Origin of the sequence: Saccharomonospora cyanea NA-134 (assembly GCF_000244975.1) — a bacterium.
In the GTDB taxonomy this organism is placed as follows: Bacteria; Actinomycetota; Actinomycetes; order Mycobacteriales; family Pseudonocardiaceae; genus Saccharomonospora; species Saccharomonospora cyanea.
The window spans coordinates 1,371,995-1,398,250 of the sequence record NZ_CM001440.1 but is presented as its reverse complement, the minus strand read 5'-3'; the positions used below and the strand labels follow the sequence as shown (position 1 = coordinate 1,398,250).

24 protein-coding genes and 1 pseudogene are annotated in these 26,256 nt (G+C 69.8%); 18 read left to right on the top strand and 7 right to left on the bottom strand.

The window, feature by feature from the left end; genetic code table 11:
• Positions 1 to 103 precede the first annotated feature (103 nt).
• Positions 104 to 882 (bottom strand): annotated as a pseudogene (locus SACCYDRAFT_RS25715) (alanine:cation symporter family protein).
• 715 nt (positions 883 to 1,597) lie between these two features.
• On the opposite strand from SACCYDRAFT_RS25715, the gene SACCYDRAFT_RS26775 reads away from it, so the two are divergent.
• From SACCYDRAFT_RS26775 to SACCYDRAFT_RS06755, 6 genes are all read left to right on the top strand, one after another.
• A complete protein-coding gene (locus SACCYDRAFT_RS26775; RefSeq protein ID WP_232283786.1) occupies positions 1,598 to 2,011 on the top strand; it encodes a hypothetical protein in 414 nt (137 codons plus the stop codon).
• A gap of 76 nt (positions 2,012 to 2,087) precedes the next feature.
• Positions 2,088 to 3,371 carry an extracellular solute-binding protein gene (locus SACCYDRAFT_RS06775; RefSeq protein ID WP_005454763.1) on the top strand — a complete coding sequence of 428 codons (1,284 nt, stop codon included), beginning with the start codon at positions 2,088 to 2,090 and terminating at the stop codon, positions 3,369 to 3,371.
• Entirely contained in the window at positions 3,368 to 4,360 is a 993-nt protein-coding gene (locus tag SACCYDRAFT_RS06770; RefSeq protein WP_005454762.1) for a carbohydrate ABC transporter permease, read from the top strand. Before SACCYDRAFT_RS06775 ends, SACCYDRAFT_RS06770 begins: the two co-directional genes overlap by 4 nt.
• Positions 4,357 to 5,205: a sugar ABC transporter permease gene (locus SACCYDRAFT_RS06765; RefSeq protein WP_005454761.1), complete on the top strand. Its 849-nt coding sequence runs from the start codon at positions 4,357 to 4,359 to the stop codon at positions 5,203 to 5,205. The genes SACCYDRAFT_RS06770 and SACCYDRAFT_RS06765 overlap by 4 nt, the downstream gene beginning before the upstream one ends.
• Before the next feature lie 9 nt (positions 5,206 to 5,214).
• Positions 5,215 to 6,783, top strand: coding sequence for a glycoside hydrolase family 13 protein (locus SACCYDRAFT_RS06760; protein WP_005454760.1), 1,569 nt, complete (start codon positions 5,215 to 5,217; stop codon positions 6,781 to 6,783).
• Positions 6,776 to 7,810: a LacI family DNA-binding transcriptional regulator gene (locus SACCYDRAFT_RS06755; protein WP_005454758.1), complete on the top strand. Its 1,035-nt coding sequence runs from the start codon at positions 6,776 to 6,778 to the stop codon at positions 7,808 to 7,810. Before SACCYDRAFT_RS06760 ends, SACCYDRAFT_RS06755 begins: the two co-directional genes overlap by 8 nt.
• A 280-nt stretch (positions 7,811 to 8,090) precedes the next feature.
• Here the strand turns inward: SACCYDRAFT_RS06755 and SACCYDRAFT_RS06750 are convergent, their stop codons facing one another.
• A complete protein-coding gene (locus tag SACCYDRAFT_RS06750) occupies positions 8,091 to 8,357 on the bottom strand; it encodes a helix-turn-helix domain-containing protein (protein ID WP_005454757.1) in 267 nt (88 codons plus the stop codon).
• Positions 8,358 to 8,443: 86 nt separating this feature from the next.
• Here SACCYDRAFT_RS06750 and map point away from each other — a divergent pair, with 86 nt between their 5' ends.
• Positions 8,444 to 9,220, top strand: coding sequence for a type I methionyl aminopeptidase (map, locus tag SACCYDRAFT_RS06745; RefSeq protein ID WP_005454755.1), 777 nt, complete (start codon positions 8,444 to 8,446; stop codon positions 9,218 to 9,220).
• 4 nt (positions 9,221 to 9,224) lie between these two features.
• Here the strand turns inward: map and SACCYDRAFT_RS06740 are convergent, their stop codons facing one another.
• Both SACCYDRAFT_RS06740 and SACCYDRAFT_RS06735 read right to left on the bottom strand, forming a co-directional pair.
• Positions 9,225 to 10,460, bottom strand: a complete 1,236-nt coding sequence (locus tag SACCYDRAFT_RS06740; RefSeq protein WP_005454754.1) for a hypothetical protein — start codon at positions 10,458 to 10,460, stop codon at positions 9,225 to 9,227.
• On the bottom strand, positions 10,457 to 11,551 hold the full coding sequence (locus SACCYDRAFT_RS06735) for a HesA/MoeB/ThiF family protein (protein ID WP_005454753.1): 1,095 nt from the start codon (positions 11,549 to 11,551) through the stop codon (positions 10,457 to 10,459). Before SACCYDRAFT_RS06735 ends, SACCYDRAFT_RS06740 begins: the two co-directional genes overlap by 4 nt.
• A 231-nt stretch (positions 11,552 to 11,782) precedes the next feature.
• On the opposite strand from SACCYDRAFT_RS06735, the gene SACCYDRAFT_RS06730 reads away from it, so the two are divergent.
• Positions 11,783 to 14,692 carry an AfsR/SARP family transcriptional regulator gene (locus tag SACCYDRAFT_RS06730; protein WP_005454752.1) on the top strand — a complete coding sequence of 970 codons (2,910 nt, stop codon included), beginning with the start codon at positions 11,783 to 11,785 and terminating at the stop codon, positions 14,690 to 14,692.
• Here SACCYDRAFT_RS06730 and SACCYDRAFT_RS06725 read toward each other — a convergent pair.
• On the bottom strand, positions 14,658 to 15,251 hold the full coding sequence (locus SACCYDRAFT_RS06725; RefSeq protein ID WP_005454751.1) for an NUDIX hydrolase: 594 nt from the start codon (positions 15,249 to 15,251) through the stop codon (positions 14,658 to 14,660). The genes SACCYDRAFT_RS06730 and SACCYDRAFT_RS06725 overlap by 35 nt on opposite strands.
• A 111-nt stretch (positions 15,252 to 15,362) precedes the next feature.
• Between SACCYDRAFT_RS06725 and SACCYDRAFT_RS06720 the strand changes: the two genes are divergently transcribed.
• From SACCYDRAFT_RS06720 to SACCYDRAFT_RS06705, 4 genes are all read left to right on the top strand, one after another.
• Positions 15,363 to 15,719, top strand: a complete 357-nt coding sequence (locus tag SACCYDRAFT_RS06720; RefSeq protein WP_005454749.1) for an L-rhamnose mutarotase — start codon at positions 15,363 to 15,365, stop codon at positions 15,717 to 15,719.
• A 9-nt stretch (positions 15,720 to 15,728) separates the two neighbouring features.
• Positions 15,729 to 16,436 carry a FadR/GntR family transcriptional regulator gene (locus SACCYDRAFT_RS06715; RefSeq protein ID WP_005454747.1) on the top strand — a complete coding sequence of 236 codons (708 nt, stop codon included), beginning with the start codon at positions 15,729 to 15,731 and terminating at the stop codon, positions 16,434 to 16,436.
• Between the two features lie 104 nt (positions 16,437 to 16,540).
• Complete coding sequence (locus SACCYDRAFT_RS06710; protein ID WP_005454745.1) at positions 16,541 to 17,074, top strand: hemerythrin domain-containing protein; 534 nt, start codon at positions 16,541 to 16,543, stop codon at positions 17,072 to 17,074.
• A gap of 22 nt (positions 17,075 to 17,096) precedes the next feature.
• Positions 17,097 to 17,582, top strand: a complete 486-nt coding sequence (locus tag SACCYDRAFT_RS06705; RefSeq protein WP_005454744.1) for a deaminase — start codon at positions 17,097 to 17,099, stop codon at positions 17,580 to 17,582.
• Positions 17,583 to 17,645: 63 nt separating this feature from the next.
• Here SACCYDRAFT_RS06705 and SACCYDRAFT_RS06700 read toward each other — a convergent pair whose 3' ends face one another.
• Both SACCYDRAFT_RS06700 and SACCYDRAFT_RS06695 read right to left on the bottom strand, forming a co-directional pair.
• The gene (locus SACCYDRAFT_RS06700) at positions 17,646 to 18,404 is read right to left on the bottom strand and encodes an SDR family NAD(P)-dependent oxidoreductase (protein WP_005454743.1); all 759 of its coding nucleotides are present in this window, start codon (positions 18,402 to 18,404) and stop codon (positions 17,646 to 17,648) included.
• Positions 18,401 to 19,261, bottom strand: coding sequence for a fumarylacetoacetate hydrolase family protein (locus SACCYDRAFT_RS06695; RefSeq protein ID WP_005454742.1), 861 nt, complete (start codon positions 19,259 to 19,261; stop codon positions 18,401 to 18,403). Before SACCYDRAFT_RS06695 ends, SACCYDRAFT_RS06700 begins: the two co-directional genes overlap by 4 nt.
• Before the next feature lie 146 nt (positions 19,262 to 19,407).
• Here SACCYDRAFT_RS06695 and SACCYDRAFT_RS06690 point away from each other — a divergent pair, with 146 nt between their 5' ends.
• The 6 genes from SACCYDRAFT_RS06690 to SACCYDRAFT_RS06665 are packed head-to-tail and all read left to right on the top strand — an operon-like array spanning position 19,408 to position 26,157.
• A complete protein-coding gene (locus tag SACCYDRAFT_RS06690; protein WP_005454740.1) occupies positions 19,408 to 20,685 on the top strand; it encodes an enolase C-terminal domain-like protein in 1,278 nt (425 codons plus the stop codon).
• Positions 20,678 to 21,649 carry an aldo/keto reductase gene (locus SACCYDRAFT_RS06685; protein ID WP_005454739.1) on the top strand — a complete coding sequence of 324 codons (972 nt, stop codon included), beginning with the start codon at positions 20,678 to 20,680 and terminating at the stop codon, positions 21,647 to 21,649. The genes SACCYDRAFT_RS06690 and SACCYDRAFT_RS06685 overlap by 8 nt, the downstream gene beginning before the upstream one ends.
• Positions 21,646 to 22,560 (top strand): amidohydrolase family protein, encoded by a 915-nt coding sequence (locus SACCYDRAFT_RS06680; protein WP_005454738.1) that lies wholly within the window; start codon positions 21,646 to 21,648, stop codon positions 22,558 to 22,560. The genes SACCYDRAFT_RS06685 and SACCYDRAFT_RS06680 overlap by 4 nt, the downstream gene beginning before the upstream one ends.
• Positions 22,561 to 22,563: 3 nt before the next feature.
• Positions 22,564 to 24,147: a sugar ABC transporter ATP-binding protein gene (locus SACCYDRAFT_RS06675; RefSeq protein ID WP_005454737.1), complete on the top strand. Its 1,584-nt coding sequence runs from the start codon at positions 22,564 to 22,566 to the stop codon at positions 24,145 to 24,147.
• Positions 24,144 to 25,160: an ABC transporter permease gene (locus SACCYDRAFT_RS06670; protein ID WP_005454736.1), complete on the top strand. Its 1,017-nt coding sequence runs from the start codon at positions 24,144 to 24,146 to the stop codon at positions 25,158 to 25,160. Before SACCYDRAFT_RS06675 ends, SACCYDRAFT_RS06670 begins: the two co-directional genes overlap by 4 nt.
• A 34-nt stretch (positions 25,161 to 25,194) precedes the next feature.
• Entirely contained in the window at positions 25,195 to 26,157 is a 963-nt protein-coding gene (locus SACCYDRAFT_RS06665; protein WP_005454734.1) for an ABC transporter substrate-binding protein, read from the top strand.
• Positions 26,158 to 26,256: the final 99 nt, after the last annotated feature.

Sequence of the window (26,256 nt, the reverse complement as noted above, 5' to 3'; positions counted from 1 at the left end):
GTGACAACGACCGACGTGCGGCGACAGACAGCCCGGCGCACCAGATCGACCGGGATCGGCGCTGCCCGAGGGCCGGTCGGCCCCGCCGGTGCGCAATACAATGTCACATTGCTTCGCGTGTGGACAAGAGTCCGGCCGGAGTTGGTTCCCCGCGACCCCGCCGGTCGCGCAGTTCGGCTTCCGGACGCCCGCCGCGGCGGAGATGACCCGCGGCGACCTTCGCGGTGAAGTCGGCGAGTTCCCGCTTCACCACCGGAGCGAGCAGGACGAAGCCGCACACCACGAACTTGTAGACCAGTCCCGCCACGCGTCCGCGCCCGAACAGGTGCTGCCACGCCTGCTGGCCGTAGTATGCCCAGCTCAGCACGGTGGAGAAGGCGAAGAGCGTCACCACGACCGACAGCACCACCGGGAACCACGGCAGCACCGTGGCGAACGCATCGGACGTCAGGGTGACACCTTCGGGCGCGTCCGCGCCGATGGACACCGCGGCGCGCGCCTGTTCCCAGCTCGGCGTACTCGCGATCACGATCGTCAACGCCGTCATCGTGCGGACCACGACGGTGTCGACGAACGGTTCCAGCAACGCGACGAGCCCCTCGGTGACGGGGTGACGCGTTTTCACGGCCGAGTGGTGATCACCGCCGAGCCGATGCCCGCCTCGCTGGAGAACAGCGCCCGCTGGAACCCGACGATGAGCGCACCGAGGACATCGCCCGCGACTCCCTCGGGCGCGAACGCACCGGAGAGGACCTCGCCGATGGCCGCGGGCACGTGAGTGATGTTGACGAGGATGACCGTCAGGCACCCGGCGACGTAGACGGCGGCCACCAACGACACGAGACGGGAGGCGACCGTGGAGATGGACCTGATGCCGCCCATGATCGCCGATGCCACGAGGTCCGCCTCAGACCGCCCGCGCTGCCGAGGAGCAGGATCAGCGGAGCACCCGGGGAGGCCAGGACCTCGCCGGGTACGGATCCCCTGCGCCCGAAGCGGTCCACCAGTTCCCGTCGGAGGTAGTGCATCGGGCCGCCGGAAACCGTTCCGTCGGCGTGTACTTCGTGGCCATGTCGAGGAATCCACAAAGGATCGCCCAGAAAGCGGCTCCCGGACCACCGATCGTGGCGGCGGCTGCACCGGCGGCGGGCCAGCCCGACGGTGCCGGACAGCGCCGCCGTGAGAGCGCGGAAACGACTCACCTCGCCGGGATCGTTCCTGTCGGTGTACCCGCCGCGCTCGATGCCTCAGCGGCGAGGACCTCGGTTCCGTGACTGTGCAACACGGGGCGCCGTACAAGCACAACCACCGGCTCGGCGCAGCCGAACAGAAGTTCGCCTGACACCGGCCACGCCGACGGTATTGGATGTCACCATGCGGAACTCAAGACCGTTGTGTCCCAAGGTGATCCTCGAAGGAACCCGGCTGACGAAGAAGACGGAACTGGCCTTCACCCTGCGAGATCATCCCCGTTTCGTCGGTGCTCGCCGGTACCGCTACCACCTGCCGCTGGTGTCGGCTCCAGTGGAGTGGCCTGACGAACGAGGCCTGGGGTCCCAGCCTCATCACCTTCCCGCCGGAACACGAGGAAAAGGCGTTGGAGGCGTACCGGACGTGGCTCCGGTTGTTCGAGTTGCACCGCTACTACACCTGGGTCGTCGATCGTTTCCACCTCTCCACGGCGGTCCACCAGGAACGGCAGGAGCGCGCCTTCGACATCGAGCAGATCGAACGCCGACTGCTGCCTCTCGGGTTCGCCGTCGTGTTGTGCACGCGGACACCAGAGAGTTTCGCGGCGGCGCGCGAGGAGCGGCTGCGGGTCTCGGCCAACCCGAGCCAGTACGACGACCTGGACGTCTTCGTCCGTGAGCAGGACGCGTTGCGGAAAGCGGCGGAGCGCAGCGCGCTGCCGGTGCTCGAACTCGACGTGACGAACCGCTCGGAGGCCGAACTCGCCGACGTGGTCACCGACTGGTACGCCGATCACAACCTCTTGCATCAAGATCACTGAAAGTTACAGAAAGATTCTTGCATCCTCGGGGGACCGGGGCTACCGTCTTGCGCACCCGGTCTCAGCGAGGAGAGCCATGACACGCAGAAAAGTCCTGGCGCTCGCCGCGGCCACCGCCCTTGCGGTGACCGCGTGCGGCGAGTCCGCCACCGACCAGAGCAACGCGGCGGAGCAGGCGAACAACGATCCCCAGGCCGTGACGGGCACCGTCACCTTCTGGGACACCTCGGACGCCACCACCGAGTCGCCGGCCTACAAGGAACTGGCCAAGCGGTTCGAGCAGGAGTATCCGAAGATCAAGGTCGAGTACGTCAACGTCCCCTTCGACGGTTCGGACGACAAGTTCAAGACCGCGGCGCAGAACGGTGAGGGCGCACCGGACGTCATGCGTTCCGACGTCGGTTGGACGGCGACGTTCGCCGCGCTCGGCTACCTCCAGCCGCTCGACGGCACGCCCGCGCTCAAGGGCTCGGACGACTACCTGCCGGTGCCCATGGAGAGCAACGTCTACGAGGGGAAGACCTACGGTGTCCCACAGGTCACCGACACCCTCGCCCTGCTCTACAACAAGGAGCACTTCGCCGAGGCCGGCATCGCCGAGCCGCCCGCCACGTGGGAGGAACTGCGCGAGGCGGCCGAGAAGATCGAGGAGAAGGTGCCGGGCACCACGGGCATCTTCCTCAACGCCGACTCCTACTACCTGCTGCCCTTCGTCTACGGCGAGGGAGCCGACTACGTCGACGTCGAGGGCAAGCGCATCACGATCGACAGCCCCGAGGTGAAGGCCGCGATCGAGACCGTGCGCGAACTGACCGCCGACGGGGTCGGCACCACCGACACGAGCGCGAACAAGTACACGAACATGCAGGACGGGTTCAAGAAGGGGTCCGTCAGCATGATCATCAACGGCCCCTGGTCGGTGTCCGACGCCCTGTCCGGAGAGGCGTTCGAAGACCCCGGCAACCTCGGCGTCGCGCCCGTCCCCGCGGGCCCGAAGGGCCAGGGCGGCCCGGTGGGCGGCCACAACTACACCGTCTACGCGGGCTCACCGGATCTCGCCGCCTCCTACCTGTTCGTGGAGTTCATGAACCGGCCGGAGAACCAGGCCTACGTGGCGGCCGAGAACAACACCCTGCCCACGCGCACGTCGGTGTACGAGACCCCCGAGGTCACGGACAACGAGATCCTCGCCGCGTTCCAGGAGCCGATCGAGCTGGCCAAGCCCCGGCCTGCCGCGCCGGGCGCGGGCACGCTCTACGACCTGTTCACCCCGTTCTACGAGCAGATCCTCGGCGGTCAGGCGCCCGTCGAGGAAGGACTGGCGCAGGCGCAGCGCACGGTGCCGGGCTTCGAGTCATGACGACGACGGCCGTTCGTCCCCCTGCCGGGGCGGCACCCGAAGCGGTGCCGCCCCGCGGGCGCCTGCGCGACAGGATGAGCAGGCACTGGTACGCGTGGGCGATGGTGGCCCCGGTCGTGCTGGTGCTCGCCGTGCTCGTGTTCTACCCGCTGGCCCAGGGCGTGTACCTCTCCCTGACCAACGCCAACGAGATGAACAGCGCGCGCACGATCGGCGTCAACGAGATCGAGGCGACCTACGAGTTCGTCGGCCTGGCCAACTACGTCGACGTGTTGTCCGGTGTCGAGGGCGCGTTCTACTCGCGGCTCGTGTGGACTCTGGTGTGGACGGTCACGTGCGTCGTCCTGCACTACTCACTCGGGCTCGGGCTGGCGCTGTTGCTCAACCGGGCCTTGAAGGGTCGCTCGGTCTACCGGATGCTGCTGATCCTGCCCTGGGCGGTGCCACCGTTCGTGGCCGCGTTCGCGTGGCGCCTCATGCTGAACACCGAAGGCGGCGTGCTCAACGCACTGCTGGGTGCCGTCGGGATCGACAGCGTCGACTGGCTGGGTGACCCGACGGCCGCCAAGATCGCGGTGATCCTCGTGAACGTCTGGCTGGGGGTGCCGTTCATGATGGTGGCGCTGCTGGGCGGACTGCAGACGGTACCCAGGGAGCTGTACGAGGCGGCCGAAATGGACGGTGCGACACCGTGGCAACGGTTCCGTGCCGTCACCCTGCCGGGCCTGCGGCCCGTGTCCGGGACGGTGATCCTGCTCGGCACCATCTGGACGTTCAACCAGTTCGCCGTCATCGCCCTGCTCACGGGAGGCGGTCCGGGCGGAGCGACGAACATCCTCGTCACCGAGGCCTACGAGCGGGCGTTCCAGGGAATCCGGGACTACGCGGGCGCGGCCACCTACGGTGCGCTCATCGCGTCCATGCTCGTGGTGTTCGCGTTCTTCTACCGCCGCTGGCTCGACCGGCAGTCGAGTGAGGTGCTGTCATGACCGAGAAGGTGCGCCGCAGGGACCAGCGCAGCGTGCTGTCGTCCACGGCGCTGCACACCACTCTGGTGCTCGCGAGTGTCGTCGCGGTGTTTCCGGTGGCGTGGGTGGCCCTGACGTCGCTCAAGACCGACCGCGGCACCTGGACCCGGCCCGACGAGCTCGGCACGCTCGGCCTCGACAACTACTCCCAGGTGTTCGGCGAAACGCAGTTCACGACGTGGTTCCTGAACTCGCTGATCGTGGCGACGGCCACCACCGTGTTCGCGGTGCTGATCGCGGCCACGGCGGGTTACGCGGCCTCCCGCATGCGGTTTCCGGGCAAGCGGCCGCTGATGTGGTCGTTCCTCATCACCCAGATGTTCCCGGCGGCCGTGCTGATCGTGCCGCTGTACAACGTGCTGTCGGAACTGGGTCTGCTCGACTCCTACGGCGGTCTGGTGCTCGCGTCCTCCACCGTGGCGGTGCCGTACTGCGCGTGGATGCTCAAGGGCTACTTCGACACGATTCCGGTGTCGATCGACGAGGCGGGGCGCGTCGACGGGCTCAGCCCGTTCGGCACGTTCTGGCGTCTCGTCGTGCCCCTGGCGAAGCCGGGCATCGCGGTGACGGTCTTCTACTCCTTCATCACCGCGTGGGGCGAGGTGGCCTTCGCGGGTGTGTTCATGCAGAGCGAGGAGCACTACACGCTCCCGGTGGGTATGGCGACGTTCGTCAGCGACTTCAAGGCCGAGTGGGGGCTGCTCACGGCGAGCTCCGTCGTGGTCATGGTGCCGTCGGCGATCGTGTTCTTCCTCGTCCAACGTCATCTCGTCGCCGGGCTCACGGCGGGCGGCGTCAAGAGCTGAAAGGAAACCATGAGCAACGAGTGGTGGCGCACCGCGGCGATCTACCAGGTGTACGTGCGCAGCTTCGCCGACGGCAACGGCGACGGCGTCGGGGACCTGCCGGGCGTGCGGTCGAGGCTCGACCACCTGGCCGACCTCGGTGTGGACGCCGTGTGGCTGACCCCGTTCTACACCTCCCCCATGGCCGACGGCGGCTACGACGTGGCCGACTACCGCGCCGTCGACCCGGTCTTCGGTGAGCTCTCCGACGCCGAGGCCCTGGTCACCGAGGCACACGACCGTGGGTTGAAGGTCATCGTCGACGTGGTGCCCAACCACACGTCGTCGCAACACCCGTGGTTCGTCGAGGCGTTGGCGGCGGGCCCCGGCTCGCCCGCCCGCGACCGGTACCTCTTCCGCGACGGCCGGGACGGCGGCCCGCCCAACGACTGGGAGTCGATCTTCGGTGGTCCCGCGTGGACGCAGGTGGCCGACGGCCAGTGGTACCTGCACCTGTTCGACCCGGGCCAGCCCGACCTGAACTGGCAGAACCCCGAGGTGCGCGCGGAGTTCGAGAGCATCCTGCGGTTCTGGCTCGACCGCGGTGTCGACGGCTTCCGCATCGACGTCGCCCACGGCATGGTGAAGGCGGACGGGTTGCCCGACGCCGCGTGCACCGACCAGGCGTCGCTGCTCACCTCGCGACCGTTGCCGTACTTCGACCAGGACGGCGTGCACGAGATCTACCGCGAGTGGCGGAAGATCCTCGACTCCTACCCCGGCGAGCGCATCGGCGTCGCGGAGGCGTGGGTGCCGAGTGCCGAACGGCTGGCCCGCTACCTGCGGCCGGACGAGCTGCACCAGGCGTTCAACTTCCACTACGTCGAGGCGGACTGGTCGGCAGCGGCGTTCCGCCGGGTCGTCGACGAGTCACTGGCGGCCGTGGCCGGCGTGAACGCCCCTTCGACATGGGTGCTGTCCAACCACGACGTCCAGCGGCACGTCACCCGCTACGGCGGCGGGGAGCGGGGGCTGCGCCGGGCCAGGGCCGCCGCCCTGCTCACCATGGCGTTGCCGGGTTCGGTGTACGTGTACCAGGGCGAGGAACTGGGCTTGGAGGAGGTCACCGACCTGCCGGACGAGGTGCTCGCCGACCCGGTCTGGGAGCGTTCCGGGCACACCGACCGGGGGCGTGACGGCTGCCGGGTGCCGCTGCCGTGGTCGGGCACGGAACCGCCGTTCGGGTTCGGCGGCTCGTCGTGGCTGCCACAGCCCCGGCACTGGGCGGAGTTCACCGTCGAAGCCCAGCGCGACGACCCGGACTCCACGCTGTCGCTGTACCGTGAGGCTCTGCGGCAGCGCCGTGATCTTCCGGCGGAGGGCCTCGCGTGGGGCGCCTCGCCCGACGACGTGCTCGTCTTCCGGCGGGGATCGGCTTTCACGTGCACGGTGAACTTCTCGTCGTCACCGGTGACGGTCGACCGTCCGGGGACGGTGCGGCTGGCGAGTTGCCCGGCCTCGGAACTCGACATCGCCGGCGACACGGTGACGCTGCCGCCGGAGAGTGCCGTGTGGTGGAGCGGAGACGTGGATGGTTAAGGGCTCACTCGACGGTATTCGCCTCGCCGACATCGCCGAGCTGGCGAACGTCAGCGAGGCGACGGTGAGTCGCGTGCTCAACGGCAAGCCGGGTGTCGCCGCGGCCACCCGGCAGGCCGTGCTGGCGGCCATGGACCGGCTCGGTTACGAACGCCCCGCCCGGGCGCGGCAGCGCAGCGCGGGCCTCATCGGGTTGATCATCCCCGAGCTGGACAACCCGATCTTCCCGGCGTTCGCCCAGGTGATCGACCGGACGCTGGTGATGCGCGGCTACCGGTCGGTGCTGTGCACGCAGGCGCCCGGCGGTGCCACCGAGGACGAGTTCATCGAAACGCTCACCGCGCGGGGCGTGTCCGGCATCGTGTTCGTGTCGGGCCTGCACGCCGACACCACCGCCGACCACGACCGGTACCGCCGGCTCATCGAGGGCGGGGTTCCCGCCGTGTTCGTCAACGGGTACGCACCTGACGTGAAGGCACCGTTCTTCTCCGACGACGACGGTGCGGCGGTGGAACTGGCGCTGACTCACCTGCGCGAACTGGGCCACGAACGCATCGGGCTCGCCGTGGGGCCGAAGCGGTTCGTCCCCGTCCAGCGCAAGACCGAGAAGTTCCGCGAACTCATGGCCCCCGTGGTCGGTGCCGACGAGGTCGACGAGCTCATCGTGCACACCCTGTTCTCCGTCGAGGGCGGGCACTCCGCGGCCTGGGCGCTGCTGGAGCGGGACTGCACGGCGGTGGTGTGCGGCAGCGACCTGATGGCTCTCGGCGCGATCCGCGTGGCCCGCAGGCGCGGGCTGGAGGTGCCGAGGGACTTCTCCGTGGTCGGCTACGACGACTCGCCGCTCATCGCGTTCACCGATCCACCGCTGACCACCATCCAGCAGCAGGTGACCGCGATGGTCACCGCGGCGGTGCGCACGTTGCTGGACGAGATCGCCGGCGCCGCACCTCCCACGGAGGAGTACCTGTTCCAGCCGGAACTCGTCGTGCGCGGCTCCACCGCCGCGTGCCCGGTCCGGGAGTGAAGTCACGCCGTTCGCGGTCAGGTCCAGCATCGGGACCGCGAACGGCGACCCGTCGTGGAGGGCCGTCACCGACGGTTCGCCGTCGTCCGCGCCGTGGATCGGGCGCAGGCTCGTCGCGGGCCCTTGCCTCCGTCCATCCACAGTGCCACATCGGGAGCGAGGTTCCCGAGTGCGGCGCCACAGCGGTGGGCGCCGCACGGGTGCTGCACGAGGCAGGCGTGCCAATCCTGGCGGGCACGGACGCCACCCCGCTCGCCCCGACGGCGCGGCGAGAGCCCGGTCAGGACGCGACCTCGAACGCTCCCCCGCCGCGCCAGACGTCGGCCAGTTCCTCCACGGACACGCCGAGGGCGTCCGCCAGCCGCACGACCGTGCCGAACGCCGGACTCGGCAGCCGCCCCGTCTCGATCTTGCGCAGGGTCTCCGGGGACATACCGGCCCCACGGGCGACCTCGTCGAGACCGCGGTCGCGCCGGAGTTCGCGCAACAACGCTCCGAGGCGGGCCCCGGCCTGGACCTGCTCGGGTGTGAGCGGCAGACGCACCATGCGACCAGGGTAGGGTCGGTATACAAATACCGACAAGTGCTACTCTGCGACGCGCCGGTATTTTTATACCATTCAAGGAGCGTCACATGATCGAGTTGAAGTCCCCCGCCGAGATCGAGCGGATGCGCACCACCGGGGCGTTCGTCGCCCAGGTGCTCGCCGAGCTGCGGGCCAAGGCCGCCGTCGGCGTGAACCTGCTGGACCTCGAACACCACACCCGGACGTTGATCCGCGACCGCGGCGCCGAGTCCTGCTACTGGGACTACGCGCCGTCGTTCGGTCGCGGCCCGTTCCGCAACACCGTCTGCCTGTCCGTCAACGACGCCGTGCTGCACGGCCTGCCCCACGACTACGTTCTGCGCGACGGCGACGTCCTCAGCATGGACCTGGCCGTCGCGATCGACGGGTGGGTGGCCGACGCCGCCGTCACCGTCGTCGTGGGCACCCCCGCCGAGGCGGACGTCCGGCTCGTGCGCGCCACCGAGGAGGCACTGGCCGCGGGCATCGAGGCGGCACGGCCGGGCAACCGGCTCGGTGACGTCTCGGCGGCCATCGGAGCGGTGGCGGCGGCCCACGGCTACGGGGTCAACACCGAGTTCGGCGGACACGGATTGGGCCGCACCATGCACGAGGACCCGCACGTGCCCAACCGGGGCCGTCCCGGCCGGGGACTGCTGCTGCGTCCGGGGATGACACTCGCGCTGGAACCGTGGTTCACCGCGGGCAGCGCCCGGATCGTCATGGACCCCGACGGCTGGACCATCCGCTCGGCCGACGGCTCGCGCACGGCGCACTCGGAGCACACGGTCGCGATCACCGAGGACGGGCCCGTGGTCCTCACCCGGCTCGGCGACGGGGAGTGAGACGTCATCGACTCGCCTCCGCGCGGCGTTCGGCACGTCTCCGAAGCACCTGCTTGACCGCCACCACGACGACGAGAACCTGCGGCAGCAACAGCAGTCCCGCGCACAGCGCCCCGTACCAGAACCGGCCCGACAGCGGTCCTCCCGCGAGCATGTCCGCCGCCCAGTCCACCACCGTGACGATCGGTGGCAACGCGAACACCGCGAACCACGCGAGGACCCCGGCCGAACCGGCCAGCCACACCCAGCGGAACCACAGCCCGGCCCGGACGTCCGCCGGCGCCGCGCCGGCGAGTTCGGCCCGCTGTTCGGCGGTGAGCCGTCCGAACGCCCGCCGCAGCAACAGTGTCTTGACCCGCCAGAGGTTCCGGCAGCCCAGCGCGTTCACCAGCACCGCGTAGAGGTCACTGCGCAGGAACACCATGCACTGCCACAGCAGGCCAGCCAGCTTCACGTACACCCAGACGGCGAGTGTGGCGTCGACGACCCCGGGCGGCGTCCACACACCCGTGTGGACGAGCAACCGCGCCCCCAGCAGCAGGCTCAGCACGACGACGTCGACGGCGAGGCCACCGAGCAGGGGCACGTACCGCCTCCGGCGTGGCACCGTCCACACCTGTGTCAGGTCGGTCTCGAACACGAGGAGCACCGACCGGCGGTCCACACCGAACCGGGCGTTGATACCGATCGCTCTCGCCGCGAGCCAGTGGCCGCCCTCGTGCAACGCCATCGACAGCAACGCGAACGGCACCAGCAACAACGCGCTCGATCCGATGTCGCCCGTCAGGAAGGCGTCCTCACCCGGCGACGGCCACAGTCCGGGCACGGTGAGGAAGGTGCCCACGCAGAACAACGCCAACACGCCGTAGACCGTCCAGGCGGCCCGGCCGAAGAACGGCGCGGCCACCCGGGGGCTCAGCCCGGCGAGCCACCGCTTGTTCTGGATGGCCGCCGTTCGCTCGGCCTCCCGTGGCTCGCCCGAGCCGTCGTCGACGAATCCGAGTTCGCGCAGCACCTCCACGAACGCGGCGACGTCCACCGGCTCTCCAGCGAACGCCTCCGCCTCCTCGGCGGCCTCACGCTGCCCCGCGCCCCGTTGCAGCGCTCTCACGACGACACCGCCCACGGGTGGGATCGTGACGAACGTGCCCGACTCGGGGTCGCCGACGACGACTTCGTCGCCGTCGGACACCACGCTGAGCGGGCGCAGCCGCACCCGGCTCTCGCTCGGTGCGCTCATCGCCGCTCCGGCGCGAGCGCGCACGCCCGGCAGTCCGGGTCGCGCGGGAACGGCACGGTCTCGGTCGTCAGCCCCGTGCGCAGGTCCAATGTGACTCGCGTGCCCGCGGCTCTCGGTGCTTCGAATCCCGTCAGGTACCGCAGCGCCTCCAACGCGATGAGAGACCCCACCTGCATGGCGATGGGAGCGATCAACGCGTTGTTGAGTTCCAGACCGTGGGAAAGCCGGCGGGCGACTCCCGCGGAGGTTCGCTCGGTGGGGGACGGCTGGTCGGACTCGTCGCACAACAGACACGGGCTGACACCCGGGTCGACGGAGCAGTACATCACCTGGGTGCGCCCCATACCACCGCAGACCAGCGGGACACCGGCGCGCATCACCGCCTCGTTGACCACCAGGTGGATGTCGTGCTCGCCGTCGAGCCCGCCCGCGACCACGTCGACGTCGTCCAGCAGGTCGGCGAGGTCGTCCGGGCCGCTGATCCAACGGTCGACCGTGCGCACCTCGATGTCGGGGTCGTAGTCGCGCACCCACTCCGCGGCGCGGTCCACCTTCGACCGGCCGATGTCGGCGTGCCGGTAGAGGAACTGGCGGGCGAAGTTGCGGGGCGCGACGTCATCACGGTCCACCAGGGTGAGCCTGCCGACCCCGTACCCCGCGAGGCACTGGACCAGGGACGATCCTCCACCACCGACCCCGAGCACGAGCACGTGCGCATCCCGCAGCCTCCGGACGAAGTCAGCCCGCGAACGCTCCAGCGAGGAGTAGGTGCCGAAGAAGGTCAGGTTCGAGAAGTGCCGCTCGTCGAGACGGGGGTCGCCGAGCCACTGTTCGTCGGCCTTCTCCACGAGTCCGAGTGAGTCGAGCCCCTTCAACCCGTCACGTACGTCCTCCGCTGTGAGGTCAAGGCCACGATCACGCAACCGCGCGGCCAGTTCCTCCGCCGTGGCGGGTGCGGCGGACAACGCCTCCAGGAGCGCCCGCACGGTGCCGTCGGGGTCCGTGAGGGTGAGCGCCTCCCGAGGGTCGTGCACCAGGATGAGATCGTCGCCGAGGCGTTCCCACGCGCAGTCCTTCAGCTTTACGCGCATCGTGTCTCCCGTCGGTGGAACCGGGTGGGGCGGAAAGGAGCACCTCCCGCCCCACCGCGAGGTGGATCAGACCTCGAAGCCCGTCGCCTTGACGGACTCGACCTTGCGAACCTCGATGGTCATGTCACCCTCCTTCCTCCGTGAACCGGCTGGGTGTCATCAGCTTTGTGGGCAGCGCTCGAAATCCGCCATAGAGTCGCCACAACAGCGGTACACGTGGAGGTGACCGAGATGGACTTCGCGGTCCTCGGGCCGGTGCGCGCCTCACTCGACGGTCGTCCCGTCCCGTTACGAGGCAAGCGATCCGCCGTTGTGAGCACTCTGCTGCTCCATCCGGACGTCGCCGTGCCGCGGGAGCGGATCGTCGCGTGGCTGTGGGACGAACCACCGAAATCGGCCGTCGCCAACGTGCAGACCTACGTCTCGCAGTTGCGCCGTGCCTCGGTCGACATCGCCCCCGAAGGTCGGGCCTACCGCATCCCGCTCGACGGCCACCGACTCGACCTGGTCGAGTTCGAGGACGCGGTGCGCTCGGCACGGCGCGCGGTCACCGCGGGCGAACTCGATGTGGCGCACTCCGAGTTCGGGCGGGCTTTCACGCTGTGGCGCGGAAGGCCGGCAGAGAACGCGCCACTGGCCGACGCCGCGCTGCCACGGATCGCGGAGCTGGAGGAACGAGCCCGCAGCGCCAGGGCGGAGTGGGTCGAGGTCCGGCTGCACCTGGGCCTGCACGACGAGGTGATCAGCGAGTTGACCGTCCTCGTGGAAGCGGAACCGCTCCGAGAGAGGTCGTGGCGTCAGTTGATGACCGCCCTGCACCACTCGGGTCGCCGCGCCGAGGCGCTCCAGGTCTACGCGAGAGCCCGCACCACGCTGGTGGACGAGCTCGGCGTCGAACCCGGTCCCGAACTACGCGACCTGCACCTGGCGATCCTCCACGACGAGGAGCCCACGACCTTCCGGGCCCTGGGCCCGGCCGAGGTGCGGACGTGGCGTCCGGCCGAGCCGTCACCGTCGGGACCCGGATGCCAGCTCCCACCGGACATCGCGGACTTCGTCGGGCGAGAGCGGGAACTGACCGACATCCACGCCGCGTTGCGCCGGAAGGGCTCGGCACCGTCCATCGTGGTGATGAGCGGCCCACCGGGGGTCGGCAAAACCACCGTCGCCGTGCGCGCGGCGCACCTGGCCCGCCCGGAGTACCCCGACGGCCAGCTCTTCGTACGGTTGCGTGGTGGCGAACACGACCCCAGGACGCCCGCTGACCTGCTCGGCGAACTCCTGCGGCTGCTCGGCGTGGACGGAGCCGTCATTCCGGCCTCGGTGGCAGAACGCGCGGCGATGTACCGCGCGAGGATGGCCGACCGGCGCGTCCTGGTGGTGCTGGACGACGCGGCCGACGAGGAACAGATAGCACCGCTGCTGCCGGGAACCTCGTCCACGGCCGTGCTCGTGACGTCGCGAACCCCGCTGGCCGCGCTGCCGGGCACCACCGCCGTCAACGTCGACCTTCCGGACCCGGACTTCGCCAAGGCCCTGCTCGCCAGGTTCGTCGGCCGTGAACGGGTGGACAGCGAGCCGCGATCGGCGGAGGAGTTGCTGTCCTCCTGCGGGTACCTGCCGCTCGCGATCCGGGTCGTCGCCGCTCGGCTCGCCACCCGTCCCGGCTGGCCGCTTTCCGAGCTGTCCCGGCGGTTGCGCGGCGCGCGGTCACGTCTCGACGAGTTACGAGTGGGTTCGCTCGACGTGCGAAGCACGTTCTCTGCCGGTTACTCGGCTCTGCCCGATGACGCCCGCCGTGCCTTCCGGCTGTTCGGGCTCACCGGCGCCGAGTCGCTCGCGCCGTGGGCCTTCACCGCGTCACTGACCGGGTCCGCCTGCCCGCAGCGCGCCGACCGAGCCATGGAGGCACTCGTCGACGCGGGCCTGGTGACCGCGTACGAGCGCGACGGCGCGGGGCAGTTGCGTTACCGCATGCACGCTCTGCTCAGGTCGTACGCCCAGGAGCACGCCGACGCGGCGCACGACCCGGACAACCGGGAAGACCGGACGGGGCTGCTCCGGCTGGCGGCCCGGGCACACGCCCGAGTCGTGGCGGCCTCCCGCCAGCTACCGCTGCCCTTCGCTCCTCCCCTACCCCACCATCCGCCGCGTAGTGAGCCCTGCCTCGACGACCGTCTCTGGTCGTCGGCCGAGCGGGCGACCCTGCTGTCGTTGATCGAAGCCGTGGCTCCCAGCGCGCTCGGCACGGCGGTGGACCTCGCCTGCGACTTCACCCCGCACCTGGTGAACGACGGCTTCCACGACGACGCCGTGAGGGTGCTCGGGACGCTCGTGGACAAGGTGAGCGGTACCGACCCCCACGCCGAGGCCCGCCTGCGACTGGTGCGGGCGGACGTCGAGATCGACCGGGGACACGTCGGCGTGGCGGGGAAGGAGTACCGGGCACTGCTCGATTCCCTCCGGCTACACGGCGAGGATCACGCCGCCGCGTACGCGCTGACGGGACTGGCCGCCTGCGAGGTGATGAGCGGCGCCCTCGACGTGGCCGGTGCGCTGTCCGACGAGGCGGCGGCGACTTTCGACGCACACGGTGACGCCCACGGCCTCTTGCAGGCGTGGCTGGTCCGCGCCGGGGGCCTGCTGCAACGCGGCAGGCACGCCGACGCCGTGACCCTGTGCCTTCGCGCGCTGTCCCTTCCGGAGGCGCGCTGCGGTGTCCACGAAGCGGCCTTCCTGAGGGTGCTCGGCATCGCGTGGTTCGAGTCCGGCTCACCGCGGCGTTCCCTCCCCTACTACGAGGAGAGCCTGCGGCTGAGCAGGGAACTCGGCTGGCGCAAGGGCGAGCGCATCACCCTGCGCAGGCTCGGGGAGGCGCGGGCCGCGCTCGGCGAGATCGACACCGCGATGGCGTTGCTGGAGCAGTGCCGGGCGATGTTCGGCGAAGCGGGCGACGTGCAGGGCGAGGCGCTGACCGCGTACTCCCTCGGGGAGGCCCACCGTCGTCGGGGTGACGTCAGGACCGCGCTGGGGCACTTCGTCGCGAGTGTGAGCCTGCTGGGCTCCCAAGCCGACCCCTCGTGGCGGGCCAGGGCCGCGCACGCGATCAGCCGATGCCGTGCCGCTCTCGTGGGGTCGTGACACGCAACGCCGCCTCGACGTGCCGCAGCGATCGGCGCACGTTGTCCTCGTCCGTCAGCTCCCGCGCCTCGCGCGGACTCGCCCATCTCAGGGGTGCGTCGGGTCGTTCCGGGCGGACGTCGTCCGGCCGGTCCGTGACGAACACGAACCGAAGGTCGGCATGCTCCACGGCGACCTCCGCCGGCGAGGTGGCGACCGGCACCACCGCCACGTGGAGGAGATCGGAGGTGTAAGGCCTGAGGTCGATGAGCGCGGTCTCCTCGCGGGCCTCGCGCAGCGCGACCGCCACGGGGTCGGCCTCACCCGCGTCGCCGTGTCCTCCGACGTGCAGCCAGGTGTTCTGCCGGGGATGCCAGCGCAGCAGCACCCGGCCGGTCTCCGGATGCACGACGAACGCCGACGCCGTCAGGTGGAGCGGCCTGGTCCGGTCCCAGGGATCGGCGGCCTCGTCCAGCAACGCACGGACACGCGCGACGTCGGCGCGTTCGGTGCCGTCGGCGGGACGGTGGCGGTCGAGCAACCGCAGGACGACTGTCACGGTGTCGGGCGGAGCGGACATGCTCGGACGGTACCGATGGCCACTTCCAGCGGTCGACCGGTTTTCAACACCACGAAAAGATCGGATGTATCGTGTCGGTAACCGCGTCCGGAAGGGAGCAGTGACCGGCACATGCCGCAGATCGCCCTGCACACCGTGCTCAAACCCGGTAGAGAGGCCGACTACGAGGCGGTCCACGAGACGATCCCCGCCGACGTCGCCGCGGCACTCGCGGAGAACGGCGTCCGGGACTGGCGCATCTGGCGCGACGGGCAGCACCTGTTCCACCTGATCGACGTCGAGGACTACCACGCCATGCGCGACGCGCTGCGGGAGCACCCGGCCAACATCCGCTGGCAGGCCACCGTCGGGCCGCTGCACGACAAGGCCGACGACTACTCGGGTACCGACGACGGCATTCCGCTGTTGTGGAGCCTGGCCGAGCAACGTGGGCGCGGACCCCAGGACAGCACCGAACGCGAGGAGTGACCCACCACCATGTCCGTCACCGACAGCGCCATCGAGGCGATCAAACAGATGATCGTCGACGGGGAACTGCGGCCCGGCGACCGCCTGCCGAGGGAGGCCGACCTCGCCGAGCGACTCGGACTGTCCCGGAACTCCCTGCGAGAGGCCGTACGGGCGCTGTCGCTCATCCACGTGCTCGACGTGAGGCAGGGTGACGGCACGTACGTCACCAGTCTCGAACCCGCACTGCTGATGGACGCGATGGGTTTCGTGGTCGACTTCCACCGCGACGACACCGTGCTGCAGTTCCTGGAGGTGCGACGCATCCTCGAACCCGCGGCCACCGCCATGGCGGCGTTGAGCATGCCGCAGTCCGAGATCGCCGAACTGGGCACGCTGCTCGACTCGCTCGGCACCAACCCCACCGTGGAGGAACTCGTCGCGAACGACCTGGAGTTCCACCACCGCATCGCGGCCGGCTCGGGCAACCAGGTGCTGTGTTCCTTTGTGGACAGTGTTTCCGGGCGCACCCAGCGGGCGCGCACCTGGCGCGGCATCACGCAGGACGCCGCCGTGGCACGCACGGTCGCCGAGCACAGGGCCATCCAGCAGGCACTGGCCGAGCGACAGCCGGAGGTGGCGCGGTCGTGGGCGACCGTCCACATCGCGGGCGTCGAGCAGTGGCTGCGCCAGACACTGGTCGAGGAAGAAACGGGCCAGGACACCCCGGTCCTGTGATACCTTCTCGCCAGCGTCGCGTGTCGGTGGCAGACCGTGTCAGGCATGGAGGCGCCGGAGTTGAAGGAGCACGACGATGACCACGTCGTTTCCTTCGCCCTCACGTGACTGAGGGCGAGAAGGCCAGGCTCGTCGCCTGGAGCCGCGAACTGCACGCCGTCCACAAGCGGCTGCGCGAAGCCCTGCGATTGACCAGGGACGCGCTCGGCAGTGAAGACAGTGGAGACAGCGGAGACAGCGGAGACAGCGGAAACCACGGGAACAGTGGAAACACTGGGGAGGCGGCTGAGCCGCTCACCCGGGAACTGTTGTTGTTCTGCCACGGCTTCTGTACCGCGCTGACAGGACACCACGAGGGCGAGGACCGCGAGTTGTTCCCCGCCATCGCCGAGGCCCACCCGGAGCTGCGCGAGACCCTGCGGCGACTGGAGCAGGACCACTCGATGATCGCCCACCTGCTCACCGGATTGCAGGCGGCGCTGGAGCGAAACGCTTCCCACACCGAACTCGACCGGCACCTCGAGGGAATCGAAGCGATCATGGAGAACCACTTCCGCTACGAGGAACGCCAACTGCTGGCGGTGCTCGACACGCTCGCGCTCGACGCCGATCCCCGAGCCGTCCTGGGACCGCTGTGAGTGTCGGTGAGAGGATGGAACCGTGATCGAGGACCGGGAACTGCCCTACCTGCGTCGATGCGTGGAGCTCGCCGCCGAGGCGCTGGCCGCGGGCGACGAGCCGTTCGGTTCGGTGCTGGTCGACGGCGACGGTGTCGTGCGCGCGGAGGACCGCAACCGGGTCGCGGGTGGCGACCGGACCCGGCACCCCGAGTTCGAGCTGGCCCGCTTCTCGACGACCGCCATGTCCGTCGACCAGCGGCGACGCGCCACCGTCTACACCTCGGGTGAACACTGCCCGATGTGCGCGGCCGCGCACGCGTGGGTGGGGCTCGGCCGGATCGTCTACGTCGCCTCGTCCGCGCAGTTGTCGACCTGGCTCACCGAGTTGGGTGTGCCCGCTCCGCCGGTCCGGACCCTGCCGGTCGCCGAGGTCGCTCCCGGTGTCGTGGTCGAGGGCCCCGTACCGGAGCTGGTCGAGGACGTGCGGGAACTCCACGTCCGCTTCCACCGGGGAACCGCGGACTAGGGCTTCCCACGCCTGGGATCGTGGTGGTGCGGCGGGGTCCACTCCCACCGCACCACCACGACGTCACTTGCGCAGGCGCAGGTCCTGCATACCGCCGTCGACGGCGAGGCACACGCCGTTGGTCGAACCCGACAGCGGGCTCGCGAGGTAGGCCACCGCGTGGGCGATCTCCTCGGGCGACACCAGGCGACCGTGCGGCTGCCGTGCCTCCAGTGCCGCGCGTTCGGCCGTCGGGTCGTCGGCCACGGCGAGCAGCCGCCCGACCCACGGCGTGTCGGCCGTGCCCGGGTTGACGGCGTTCACGCGTACGCCCTCGGCCAGGTGGTCGGCGGCCATGGCGCGGGTCAGTGCCGCGACCGCGCCCTTCGTGGCGCTGTAGAGGGCACGCTGCGGCAGGCCCGCGGTCGCCGCGATGGAGGCGACGTTCACGATCGTCGCCGACGACGACCGCCGCAGGTGCGGCAGGGCGGCCCGGCTGACGCGGACCATGCCGAACACGTTGACCTCGAACACGCGGCGCCACTCGTCGTCGTCGTTGTCCTCGACCGTGCCCTGCGCGCCGATTCCCGCGTTGTTGACGAGGATGTCCAGTCCGCCGAACCGCTCGACGACGTCGGTGACGGCGCGCCGCACCGAGGCGTCGTCAGCGACGTCGGCCGACACGGACACCACGTCGCCGTCGGTGCTGTCCGGGCTCTCCCTGAGGTCGAGCGCCGCCACCCGCGCGCCACGGTCGCGCAGCGCGGCCACGACCGCCGCGCCGATACCGGACGCACCGCCCGTGACGATCGCCCGCAGTCCCTCGAACTCCGCCTTCGTCATGCTCGGCTCCTCGCCGCCCGGTACGTCTGCCGCTGCCTGCCCAGCCCCTCGATCTCCAGCTCCACCACGTCGCCGTCGGCGAGGTACGGGAACCGGCCGGACAGCGCGACGCCCTCGGGCGTTCCCGTCAGCACGAGGTCACCGGGCTCCAGAGCCAGGTACTGGCTGATGTGCCACACGAGGAAGTCCACACCGAAGATCATGTCGGCGGTGGTGGAGTCCTGCCTCGGTTCGCCGTTGACCCAGCTCCGCAGCCGCAGGTCGGTGTGGGTCACCTCGTCGGCCGTCACGAGCCACGGCCCCACGGGGCTGAATCCCGGCGCGCACTTGCCCTTGCTCCACTGGCCGCCGGAGTCGACGAGCTGGTACTGCCGTTCCGAGAGGTCGTTGGCGACGACGAACCCGGCGATGTGCTCGCGCGCCTGGTCGGGCGAATCCAGGTAGGAGGCCCGCTTGCCGATCACCACTCCGAGCTCGACCTCCCAGTCGGTGCGCTCGCTGCCCGGCGGGATCGTGACCTCGTCGTGGGGGCCGGCGACGGTGTTGGGAGTCTTGAGGAAGAGAATGGGCGTCTCCGGAGGCGGCGAGCCCGACTCGGCGGCGTGGGCGGCGTAGTTCATGCCCACGCAGATCACCGCGCTCGGTCGGGCGATCGGCGAGCCGACGCGGGCGTCGGTGTGGCCGTCCAGGACGGGCAGCCGTCCCGCCGCCAGCGCCTCGGCGGCGCGCTCGACGCCCCCGGAGCCGAGGAATTCGCCGTCCACATCGGAGGTGACGGCACTGAGGTCGTATGCGGTGTCGCCGTCGAGCACGACGGGCGTCTCGGCACCGGCGGGGCCGAGGCGGGCGAACTTCACGTGTGCACTCCTCAATGATCGGGTCTTTGTCCCGGTTCGGCCTCCATATTGACGCGTGCGCGCGGAGAAAGAAAGTCTTGACCCGCGATACATCGGATGTCTATCGTTTCGCCGCAGTGACTCACACCAACGAAGGCGGTAGCTCCGTGGCGCGCATTCTGGCCCTGCACACCCACGACGTGCGCTTTCCGACGTCCCAGACGCTGGACGGCTCGGACGCGATGAACCCCGACCCGGACTATTCGGCGAGCTACGTGCGGGTGGTCACCGACGCCGAGGACGGTCTGTCGGGTCACGGCTTCGTGTTCACCATCGGCAGGGGCAACGACGTTCAGGTGGCCGCGCTGCGCACGCTGGAGGCGCACCTGGTCGGGCGCGACGTCGACGCCACCCTCGCCGACCTCGGCGGCATGTGGCGCGAACTGGTGCACGACTCGCAGCTACGCTGGCTCGGCCCCGAGAAGGGCGTCATGCACATGGCCATCGGTGCGGTGGTCAACGCGCTGTGGGACCTCAGGGCCAAGCGCGAGGGCAAGCCGCTGTGGCAGTTGCTCGCGTCGATGAGCCCCGAGGAACTCGTCGACCTGGTGGACTTCCGCTACCTCACCGACGCCCTCACCCGCGACGAGGCTCTCGAACTGCTGCGGGCCGCCGAGAGCGGCCGCGCGGAGCGGGAGCGCACGCTGCTCGAACACGGCTACCCCGCCTACACCACCACGCCCGGCTGGCTCGGCTACGACGACGACAAGCTGAAGCGACTGTGCCGCGAGGCCGTCGACGACGGCTTCACCCAGATCAAGCTGAAGGTCGGCGCGGACCTCGACGACGACATCCGCAGGTTGAGGATCGCCCGGGAGGTGTGCGGCCCGGACGTGCGCATCGCGGTCGACGCCAACCAGCGGTGGGACGTCTCCGAGGCGGTCACGTGGGTCAAGGCGCTGGAGCGGTTCGACATCGCGTGGATCGAGGAGCCGACCAGCCCGGACGACCTGCTCGCCCACGCCGCGATCGCCAAGGCCGTGGCACCGGTGCCGGTGGCCAGCGGCGAGCACATCGCCAACCGGGTGCTGTTCAAACAGTTCCTGCAGGCCGACGCGATCCGGGTGCTGCAGCTCGACGCCACCCGCGTGGCCGGCGTGAACGAGAACATCGCGATCCTGCTGCTGGCGGCGAAGTTCGGCGTGCCCGTGTGCCCGCACGCCGGTGGCGTGGGCCTGTGCGAGGCCGTCCAGCACCTCGCGATGTTCGACTACGTGGCGGTGTCCGGCAGCACCGAGGGCCGGGTCATCGAGTTCGTCGACCACCTGCACGAGCACTTCGTCGACCCCGTCGTCGTGCGCGGCGGACGCTACGTCGCTCCCACCACCCCGGGTGCGAGCACCGAGATGTTCCCGGCGTCGCTGCGGGAGTACGAGCATGGCTGAGCGACCGACGCTGGAGTTTCCTCCGCTGTCGCTCGGGGCCGCCAACCTCGGCAACCTGTACGAGCGCATGACCGACGAGCAGGCCTGGGCCGTCCTGGAGACGGCCTGGGAGCGCGGCGTCCGGTACTTCGACACCGCCCCGCACTACGGGCTCGGGCTGTCCGAACGCAGGCTCGGCGCGTTCCTCGCCACCAAGCCGCGTGACGAGTTCGTGGTCTCCACCAAGGTCGGCAGGCTGCTGGAGCCCGTGCCCGACACCGGGGAACTCGACACCGCACACGACTTCGTCGTCCCCGCCGACCACAGGCGGGTGTGGGACTTCTCCGCCGACGGCGTGCGCCGTGGCCTGGAGGACTCCCTGAACCGGCTGGGACTCGACTCCGTGGACGTGCTGTACCTGCACGACCCCGAGGAAGGCGCTCCCGGCGCACTGGACACCGCGCTCAGCTCCGGGCTCGACGCGCTCGCCACGCTGCGGGACGAGGGCGTGGTCTCCGCCGTGGGCGTGGGCTCGAAGTCGACCCCGGCGCTGCTGGCCTCCGCCCGCACAGGCGTGCCCGACCTGCTGATGGTGGCGGGCCGCCTCACACTGCTCGACCAGTCGGCGGCCGAGGCCGTGCTGCCCGAGTGCCGTGCCCGCGGCATCGGCGTGGTGAGCGCCGCCGTGTTCAACTCCGGGGTGCTCACCACGTCCGAGCCCGACGAGAGCGGCCGGTACGAGTACGGGCCCGTACCGACGGAGGTACTGGCCAGAGCCCGCGCCATCGCGGCGGTGTGCGCCGAGTTCGGGGTGGACCTGCCGACCGCGGCACTCCGCTATTCCCTCACCGAGCCCTCTGTGCGTACAGTCGTGGCCGGTTCGGCCACCCCCGCCCAGATCCGAGACAACGCCGACCGCATGGCAGCCCCGGTTCCCGACGGGCTGTGGAAGGCCCTGCGAGACAAAGGACTGACACGGCTATGACAGTGCCGACAGTGCCGATGGTGCCGCATTCGTCGTCCCGCCCCTCGGGAGTTCGCACGGTCGACGCTCACCTGCATCTCTGGGACCTCTCCGTCAGCTCCTACGGCTGGATTCCCGAGGACAGCCCCCTGCACGCCACCATGACGGCGGAGCGGGCCCGCGCCGAACTGGACGCCGCCGGCGTCGAGCACGCCGTGCTCGTACAGGCGGAGGACTCCGAACGGGACACCGAGTTCATGCTCGCGCAGGCCGACGCGCATCCGTGGATCGTCGGCGTGGTCGGCTGGGTCCGGCTGGACGAGCCGGGCCGTGCCCGCGAGCAGCTCGACCGGCTGTGCGAGCACCCGGCGTTCACGGGGGTCCGCCACCTGGTGCACGACGACCCGAGGGACGACTTCCTCGCCCTGCCCGAGGTACGTACCTCGCTGAAGTCGCTGGCCGAACGCGGACTGCCCTTCGACGTCCCCGACGCCTGGCCCCGGCACCTGTCCGCGACGGTGGAGCTCGCCGACGCCGTGGGCGACCTGCGCATCGTGCTCGACCACCTCGGCAAGCCGCCCGCAGGCTCCACCGATCCCATCGCGTTCGCGCGGTGGCGCGAGCTCGTCACCGAACTGGCACGCAGACCCAACACCGTGGCCAAGGTGTCCGGCCTGCACGCGCCGGGTGTGGAGGTGACGGTCGACGCCCTGCGGCCGGCGTGGGAGACGGCGCTGGAGGCGTTCGGGCCCGACCGCCTGCTCTACGGCGGCGACTGGCCGATGACCCTGCCGCACGGCGGCTACCAGCCGATGTGGGAGGTCACGGCCGAGCTGGTGGCCGAACTCGGCGCGGACGAACAGGCCGCCGTGCTCGGCCGCACGGCACAGAAGGTGTACCGACTCGATGGTCCGCGACGCAAGGGAGCGTGAGGCATGAGCGACACGGCCACGGCCACCCCGGAAGCCACCGCCACGCAGCCGGCGTTGTTGCGGGTCGAGGGTGTCCGGAAGAGTTTCCCCGGCGTGCGGGCGCTGGACGGCATGCGGCTCGAACTGGCCTCGGGCGAGGTGCTGGCACTCGTCGGCGAGAACGGCGCGGGCAAGTCCACGCTGATGAAACTGCTGTCGGGCATCGAGAAGCCCGACGCCGGTGAGTTCTTCCTCGACGGCCGCCCCTACCGGGCCGCGAACCCGCGCGAGGCGACGGGGTTGGGCATCAGCATCATCCACCAGGAACTCAACCTCGTGCCGCACCTGACGGTGGCGCAGAACATCTTCATCGGCAGGGAGCCGCGCAGGGCGGGGCTGCTGCTCGACGAGCGCAGGCTCAACCACGACGCGGCCGAGCTGCTGGAGCGACTGCACCTACCGCTGGACCCGAAGGCCGTCGTCGGCGACCTCACGGTGGCGAAGGCGCAGATGGTGGAGATCGCCAAGGCGCTGTCGTACGACCCGAAGGTGCTGATCCTGGACGAACCGACGGCCGCCCTGAACGACAACGAGGTCGCCACCCTGCACGAGCTGATCCGCCGGTTCGTACGGCCGGGCACCGGCGCCATCTACATCTCCCACCGAATGGAGGAGATCAAGCGGATCTGCGACCGCGTCACGGTGATCCGCGACGGCGCGTACATCGACACGGTCGACTCCGCGACCACGACGACGTCCGAGATCATCGCCCGGATGGTCGGCCGCTCACTCGACACGAACGTGGGGCCGGTGAACGTGCGCGACGACCGGGAGGTCGTGCTGGACGTTCGCGGCCTGTCGACCAAGGCACTGCTCGACGACGTGAGCTTCGAGCTGCGGCGCGGCGAGATCCTGGGGTTCGCGGGCCTGATGGGTGCGGGCCGCACCGAGGTGGCGAGGGCACTCGTCGGTGCCGACCCGATCACCTCGGGCACCGTGACACTGCACGGCAGGCGCGTGCGCGTCAAACGGCCCGCCGACGCCGCCCGGCTCGGTATCGGGTACCTGTCCGAGGACCGCAAACGGTTCGGCCTGCTGCTCGAGAAGGACGTGAAGGCGAACATCGCGCTGGGCTCGCTGAGCCGGTCGTTCTCCACGGCGGGCTTCGTGAACGACCGCGAGGTCCGCGACACCGCGCGACGCTACGTCGAGACGCTCAGGATCAAGACTCCGTCGATCGACCAGATCGCCAAGCACCTGTCCGGCGGCAACCAGCAGAAGGTCGTCATCGCGAAGTGGCTGGTCACCGACTGCGATGTGCTGATCTTCGACGAACCCACCAGAGGCATCGACGTCGGCGCGAAGGACGAGATCTACACACTGCTGAACGACCTCGCCGCACAGGGCAAGTCGATCATCATGATCTCGTCCGAACTCCCCGAGATCCTCCGCATGTCGCACCGGGTCGCGGTGATGAGCGAGGGACGGCTGACCGCCGTGCTCGACGCGGACGAGGCGAGCCAGGAGAACATCATGCACTACGCCACGCTGCGCCCCGAGGTGGACGCGGTCGGCGACGAGGCCGAGAAAGAGGCGGGACAGCGATGACAACGGTCAAGACGCAACAAGCGAGCACATCGGACACCGGCGCCACGAACGGCGTCCAGGGAATGCTGAAGAGCAGGCTGCAGCAACTGCTCGCGTTCGCCAGCCTCATCGTGATCTACGCGTTCTTCTCGATCGCGAGTCCGTACTTCTTCACGTACGACAACTTCACCGCGATCCTGTTCTCGACCGTCGTGATCGGCACGCTGGCCATCGGAACGACGTTCGTCATCATCACGGGCGGTATCGACCTGTCCATCGGCACGGGCATGGCGCTGTGCGCGGTGATGTCGGGCGTGTTCCTCGTCGATCTCGGCCTGCCGCTGCCCCTCGGCGTGCTGTGCGCGGTGCTGTTCGGCGGGCTCGTCGGCCTGGTGAACGGGCTCAACATCGCGTTCCTCAAGATCCCGCCGTTCATCGCCACGCTCGCCATGATGCTGGTCGCCGAGGGGCTCGCGCTGGTCCTGTCCGACAGCGCGCCGATCTACTTCAACGACGTCCCGGGCTACGTGGAACTCTCCCGCGGCAACCTGATCCCCGGCGTCGACTTCCCGAACGCGGTGCTCATCCTCATCGCCGTGGCGATCATCGCCAGCGTGCTGCTGACCCGCAGCGTCCTCGGCCGCTACACGTACTCGATCGGCAGCAACGAGGAAGCCACGGCGCTGTCGGGCATCGACGTGCGCCGCTGGAAGATCGCCGTCTACGCCTTCGCGGGGCTGTTCATCGGCCTGGCCGGTGTGCTGATCTCCGCACGGCTCGGTTCCGCCCAGCCCGCGACCGGCATGGGCTACGAGCTGCAGGCCATCGCCGCCGTCGTCATCGGCGGAACGTCGCTGTCCGGCGGCAAGGGCTCCATCCTCGGCACCCTGATCGGCGCGCTGATCATCTCGGTGCTCAACAACGGACTTCAGATCATGTCCATCCCGCAGGAATGGCAGAACGTCATCCTCGGTTGCGTCATCCTCGTCGCCGTCTACGCCGACCGGATGCGCAAGAAGGACACCTCGGTCTGACCGCCCACCCCACCAGAACAAAGGAGATCTGGTCATGAAACTCACCAGGCTCGCAGCGGCGGCCGCGGCGGCCGCGCTGGGACTGACGCTCACCGCGTGCGGCTCGGAGTCCGGCGGCGGCGGGGGCGACCAGCCCTACATCGCCATCGTGTCGAAGGGCTTCCAGCACCAGTTCTGGCAGGCGGTGAAGCAGGGCGCCGAGGAGGAGGCGGCCAAGCTCGGCGCCCGCGTGACGTTCGTCGGTCCCGCCACCGAGCAGGACGTCGAGGAACAGCTCAACATGCTCACCAACGATCTCGCCAAGAGCCCCGACGCGATCGGTTTCGCGGCGTTGGACAGCAAGGCCGCCGCACCGCTTCTTGAGCAGGCGCAGGCACAGGACATTCCGGTGGTCGCCTTCGACTCCGGCGTGGAGAGCGACATCCCGGTGACCACCGTGGCCACCGACAACAAGGCCGCCGCGGCCGAGGCCGCGAAGCACATGGCCGAGGCGTTGGACGGCAAGGGCAAGGTCGCGATGGTGGTGCACGACCAGACCAGTCGCTCGGGTATCGACCGCCGCGACGGCTTCCGCGAGTGGATGGAGGCCAACGCGCCCGGCATCACCGTGCTCGACCCGCAGTACGGCGGCGGTGACCAACTCGAGTCGGCCAACATCACCAAGTCGATCATCTCGGCGAACCCCGACCTCGACGGCGTCTACGCCTCCAACGAGGGCTCGGCGATCGGTGTGATCAACGGGGTCCGCGAGAGCGGCAAGGAAGGCCTCACCGTGGTCGGCTTCGACTCGGGACAGGCACAGATCGACGCCATCCGCAGCGGTGCGATGACCGGCGCGGTCACCCAGGACCCCATCGACATGGGACGCAGGCTCGTGGCCTCGGCCATGAAGGCCATCAACGGTGAGGAACTGCCGAAGCAGATCGACACCAACTTCTACTGGTACGACAGGAACAACATCGACGACGAGGAGATCCAGGCCGCGATCTACGAGTGAGCTCGGGGTTTCGGCAGGGCCACCGGCACGGACGCCGGTGGCCCTTTCTCGTGTCCGGCTCCGGCTGCCCCGGACGGCCGACGCGATCGGGCGATCCCT

Bases quoted from the DNA above. Each gene is read 5' to 3' on its own strand.
- SACCYDRAFT_RS06775 (WP_005454763.1), top strand. From the start codon at position 2,088: ATGACACGCAGAAAAGTCCTGGCGCTCGCCGCGGCCACCGCCCTTGCG.
- SACCYDRAFT_RS06770 (WP_005454762.1), top strand. From the start codon at position 3,368: ATGACGACGACGGCCGTTCGTCCCCCTGCCGGGGCGGCACCCGAAGCG.
- SACCYDRAFT_RS06765 (WP_005454761.1), top strand. From the start codon at position 4,357: ATGACCGAGAAGGTGCGCCGCAGGGACCAGCGCAGCGTGCTGTCGTCC.
- SACCYDRAFT_RS06760 (WP_005454760.1), top strand. From the start codon at position 5,215: ATGAGCAACGAGTGGTGGCGCACCGCGGCGATCTACCAGGTGTACGTG.
- SACCYDRAFT_RS06755 (WP_005454758.1), top strand. From the start codon at position 6,776: ATGGTTAAGGGCTCACTCGACGGTATTCGCCTCGCCGACATCGCCGAG.
- SACCYDRAFT_RS06750 (WP_005454757.1), bottom strand. From the start codon at position 8,357: ATGGTGCGTCTGCCGCTCACACCCGAGCAGGTCCAGGCCGGGGCCCGC.
- map (WP_005454755.1), top strand. From the start codon at position 8,444: ATGATCGAGTTGAAGTCCCCCGCCGAGATCGAGCGGATGCGCACCACC.
- SACCYDRAFT_RS06740 (WP_005454754.1), bottom strand. From the start codon at position 10,460: ATGAGCGCACCGAGCGAGAGCCGGGTGCGGCTGCGCCCGCTCAGCGTG.
- SACCYDRAFT_RS06735 (WP_005454753.1), bottom strand. From the start codon at position 11,551: ATGCGCGTAAAGCTGAAGGACTGCGCGTGGGAACGCCTCGGCGACGAT.
- SACCYDRAFT_RS06730 (WP_005454752.1), top strand. From the start codon at position 11,783: ATGGACTTCGCGGTCCTCGGGCCGGTGCGCGCCTCACTCGACGGTCGT.
- SACCYDRAFT_RS06725 (WP_005454751.1), bottom strand. From the start codon at position 15,251: ATGTCCGCTCCGCCCGACACCGTGACAGTCGTCCTGCGGTTGCTCGAC.
- SACCYDRAFT_RS06720 (WP_005454749.1), top strand. From the start codon at position 15,363: ATGCCGCAGATCGCCCTGCACACCGTGCTCAAACCCGGTAGAGAGGCC.
- SACCYDRAFT_RS06715 (WP_005454747.1), top strand. From the start codon at position 15,729: ATGTCCGTCACCGACAGCGCCATCGAGGCGATCAAACAGATGATCGTC.
- SACCYDRAFT_RS06700 (WP_005454743.1), bottom strand. From the start codon at position 18,404: ATGACGAAGGCGGAGTTCGAGGGACTGCGGGCGATCGTCACGGGCGGT.
- SACCYDRAFT_RS06685 (WP_005454739.1), top strand. From the start codon at position 20,678: ATGGCTGAGCGACCGACGCTGGAGTTTCCTCCGCTGTCGCTCGGGGCC.
- SACCYDRAFT_RS06680 (WP_005454738.1), top strand. From the start codon at position 21,646: ATGACAGTGCCGACAGTGCCGATGGTGCCGCATTCGTCGTCCCGCCCC.
- SACCYDRAFT_RS06675 (WP_005454737.1), top strand. From the start codon at position 22,564: ATGAGCGACACGGCCACGGCCACCCCGGAAGCCACCGCCACGCAGCCG.
- SACCYDRAFT_RS06670 (WP_005454736.1), top strand. From the start codon at position 24,144: ATGACAACGGTCAAGACGCAACAAGCGAGCACATCGGACACCGGCGCC.
- SACCYDRAFT_RS06665 (WP_005454734.1), top strand. From the start codon at position 25,195: ATGAAACTCACCAGGCTCGCAGCGGCGGCCGCGGCGGCCGCGCTGGGA.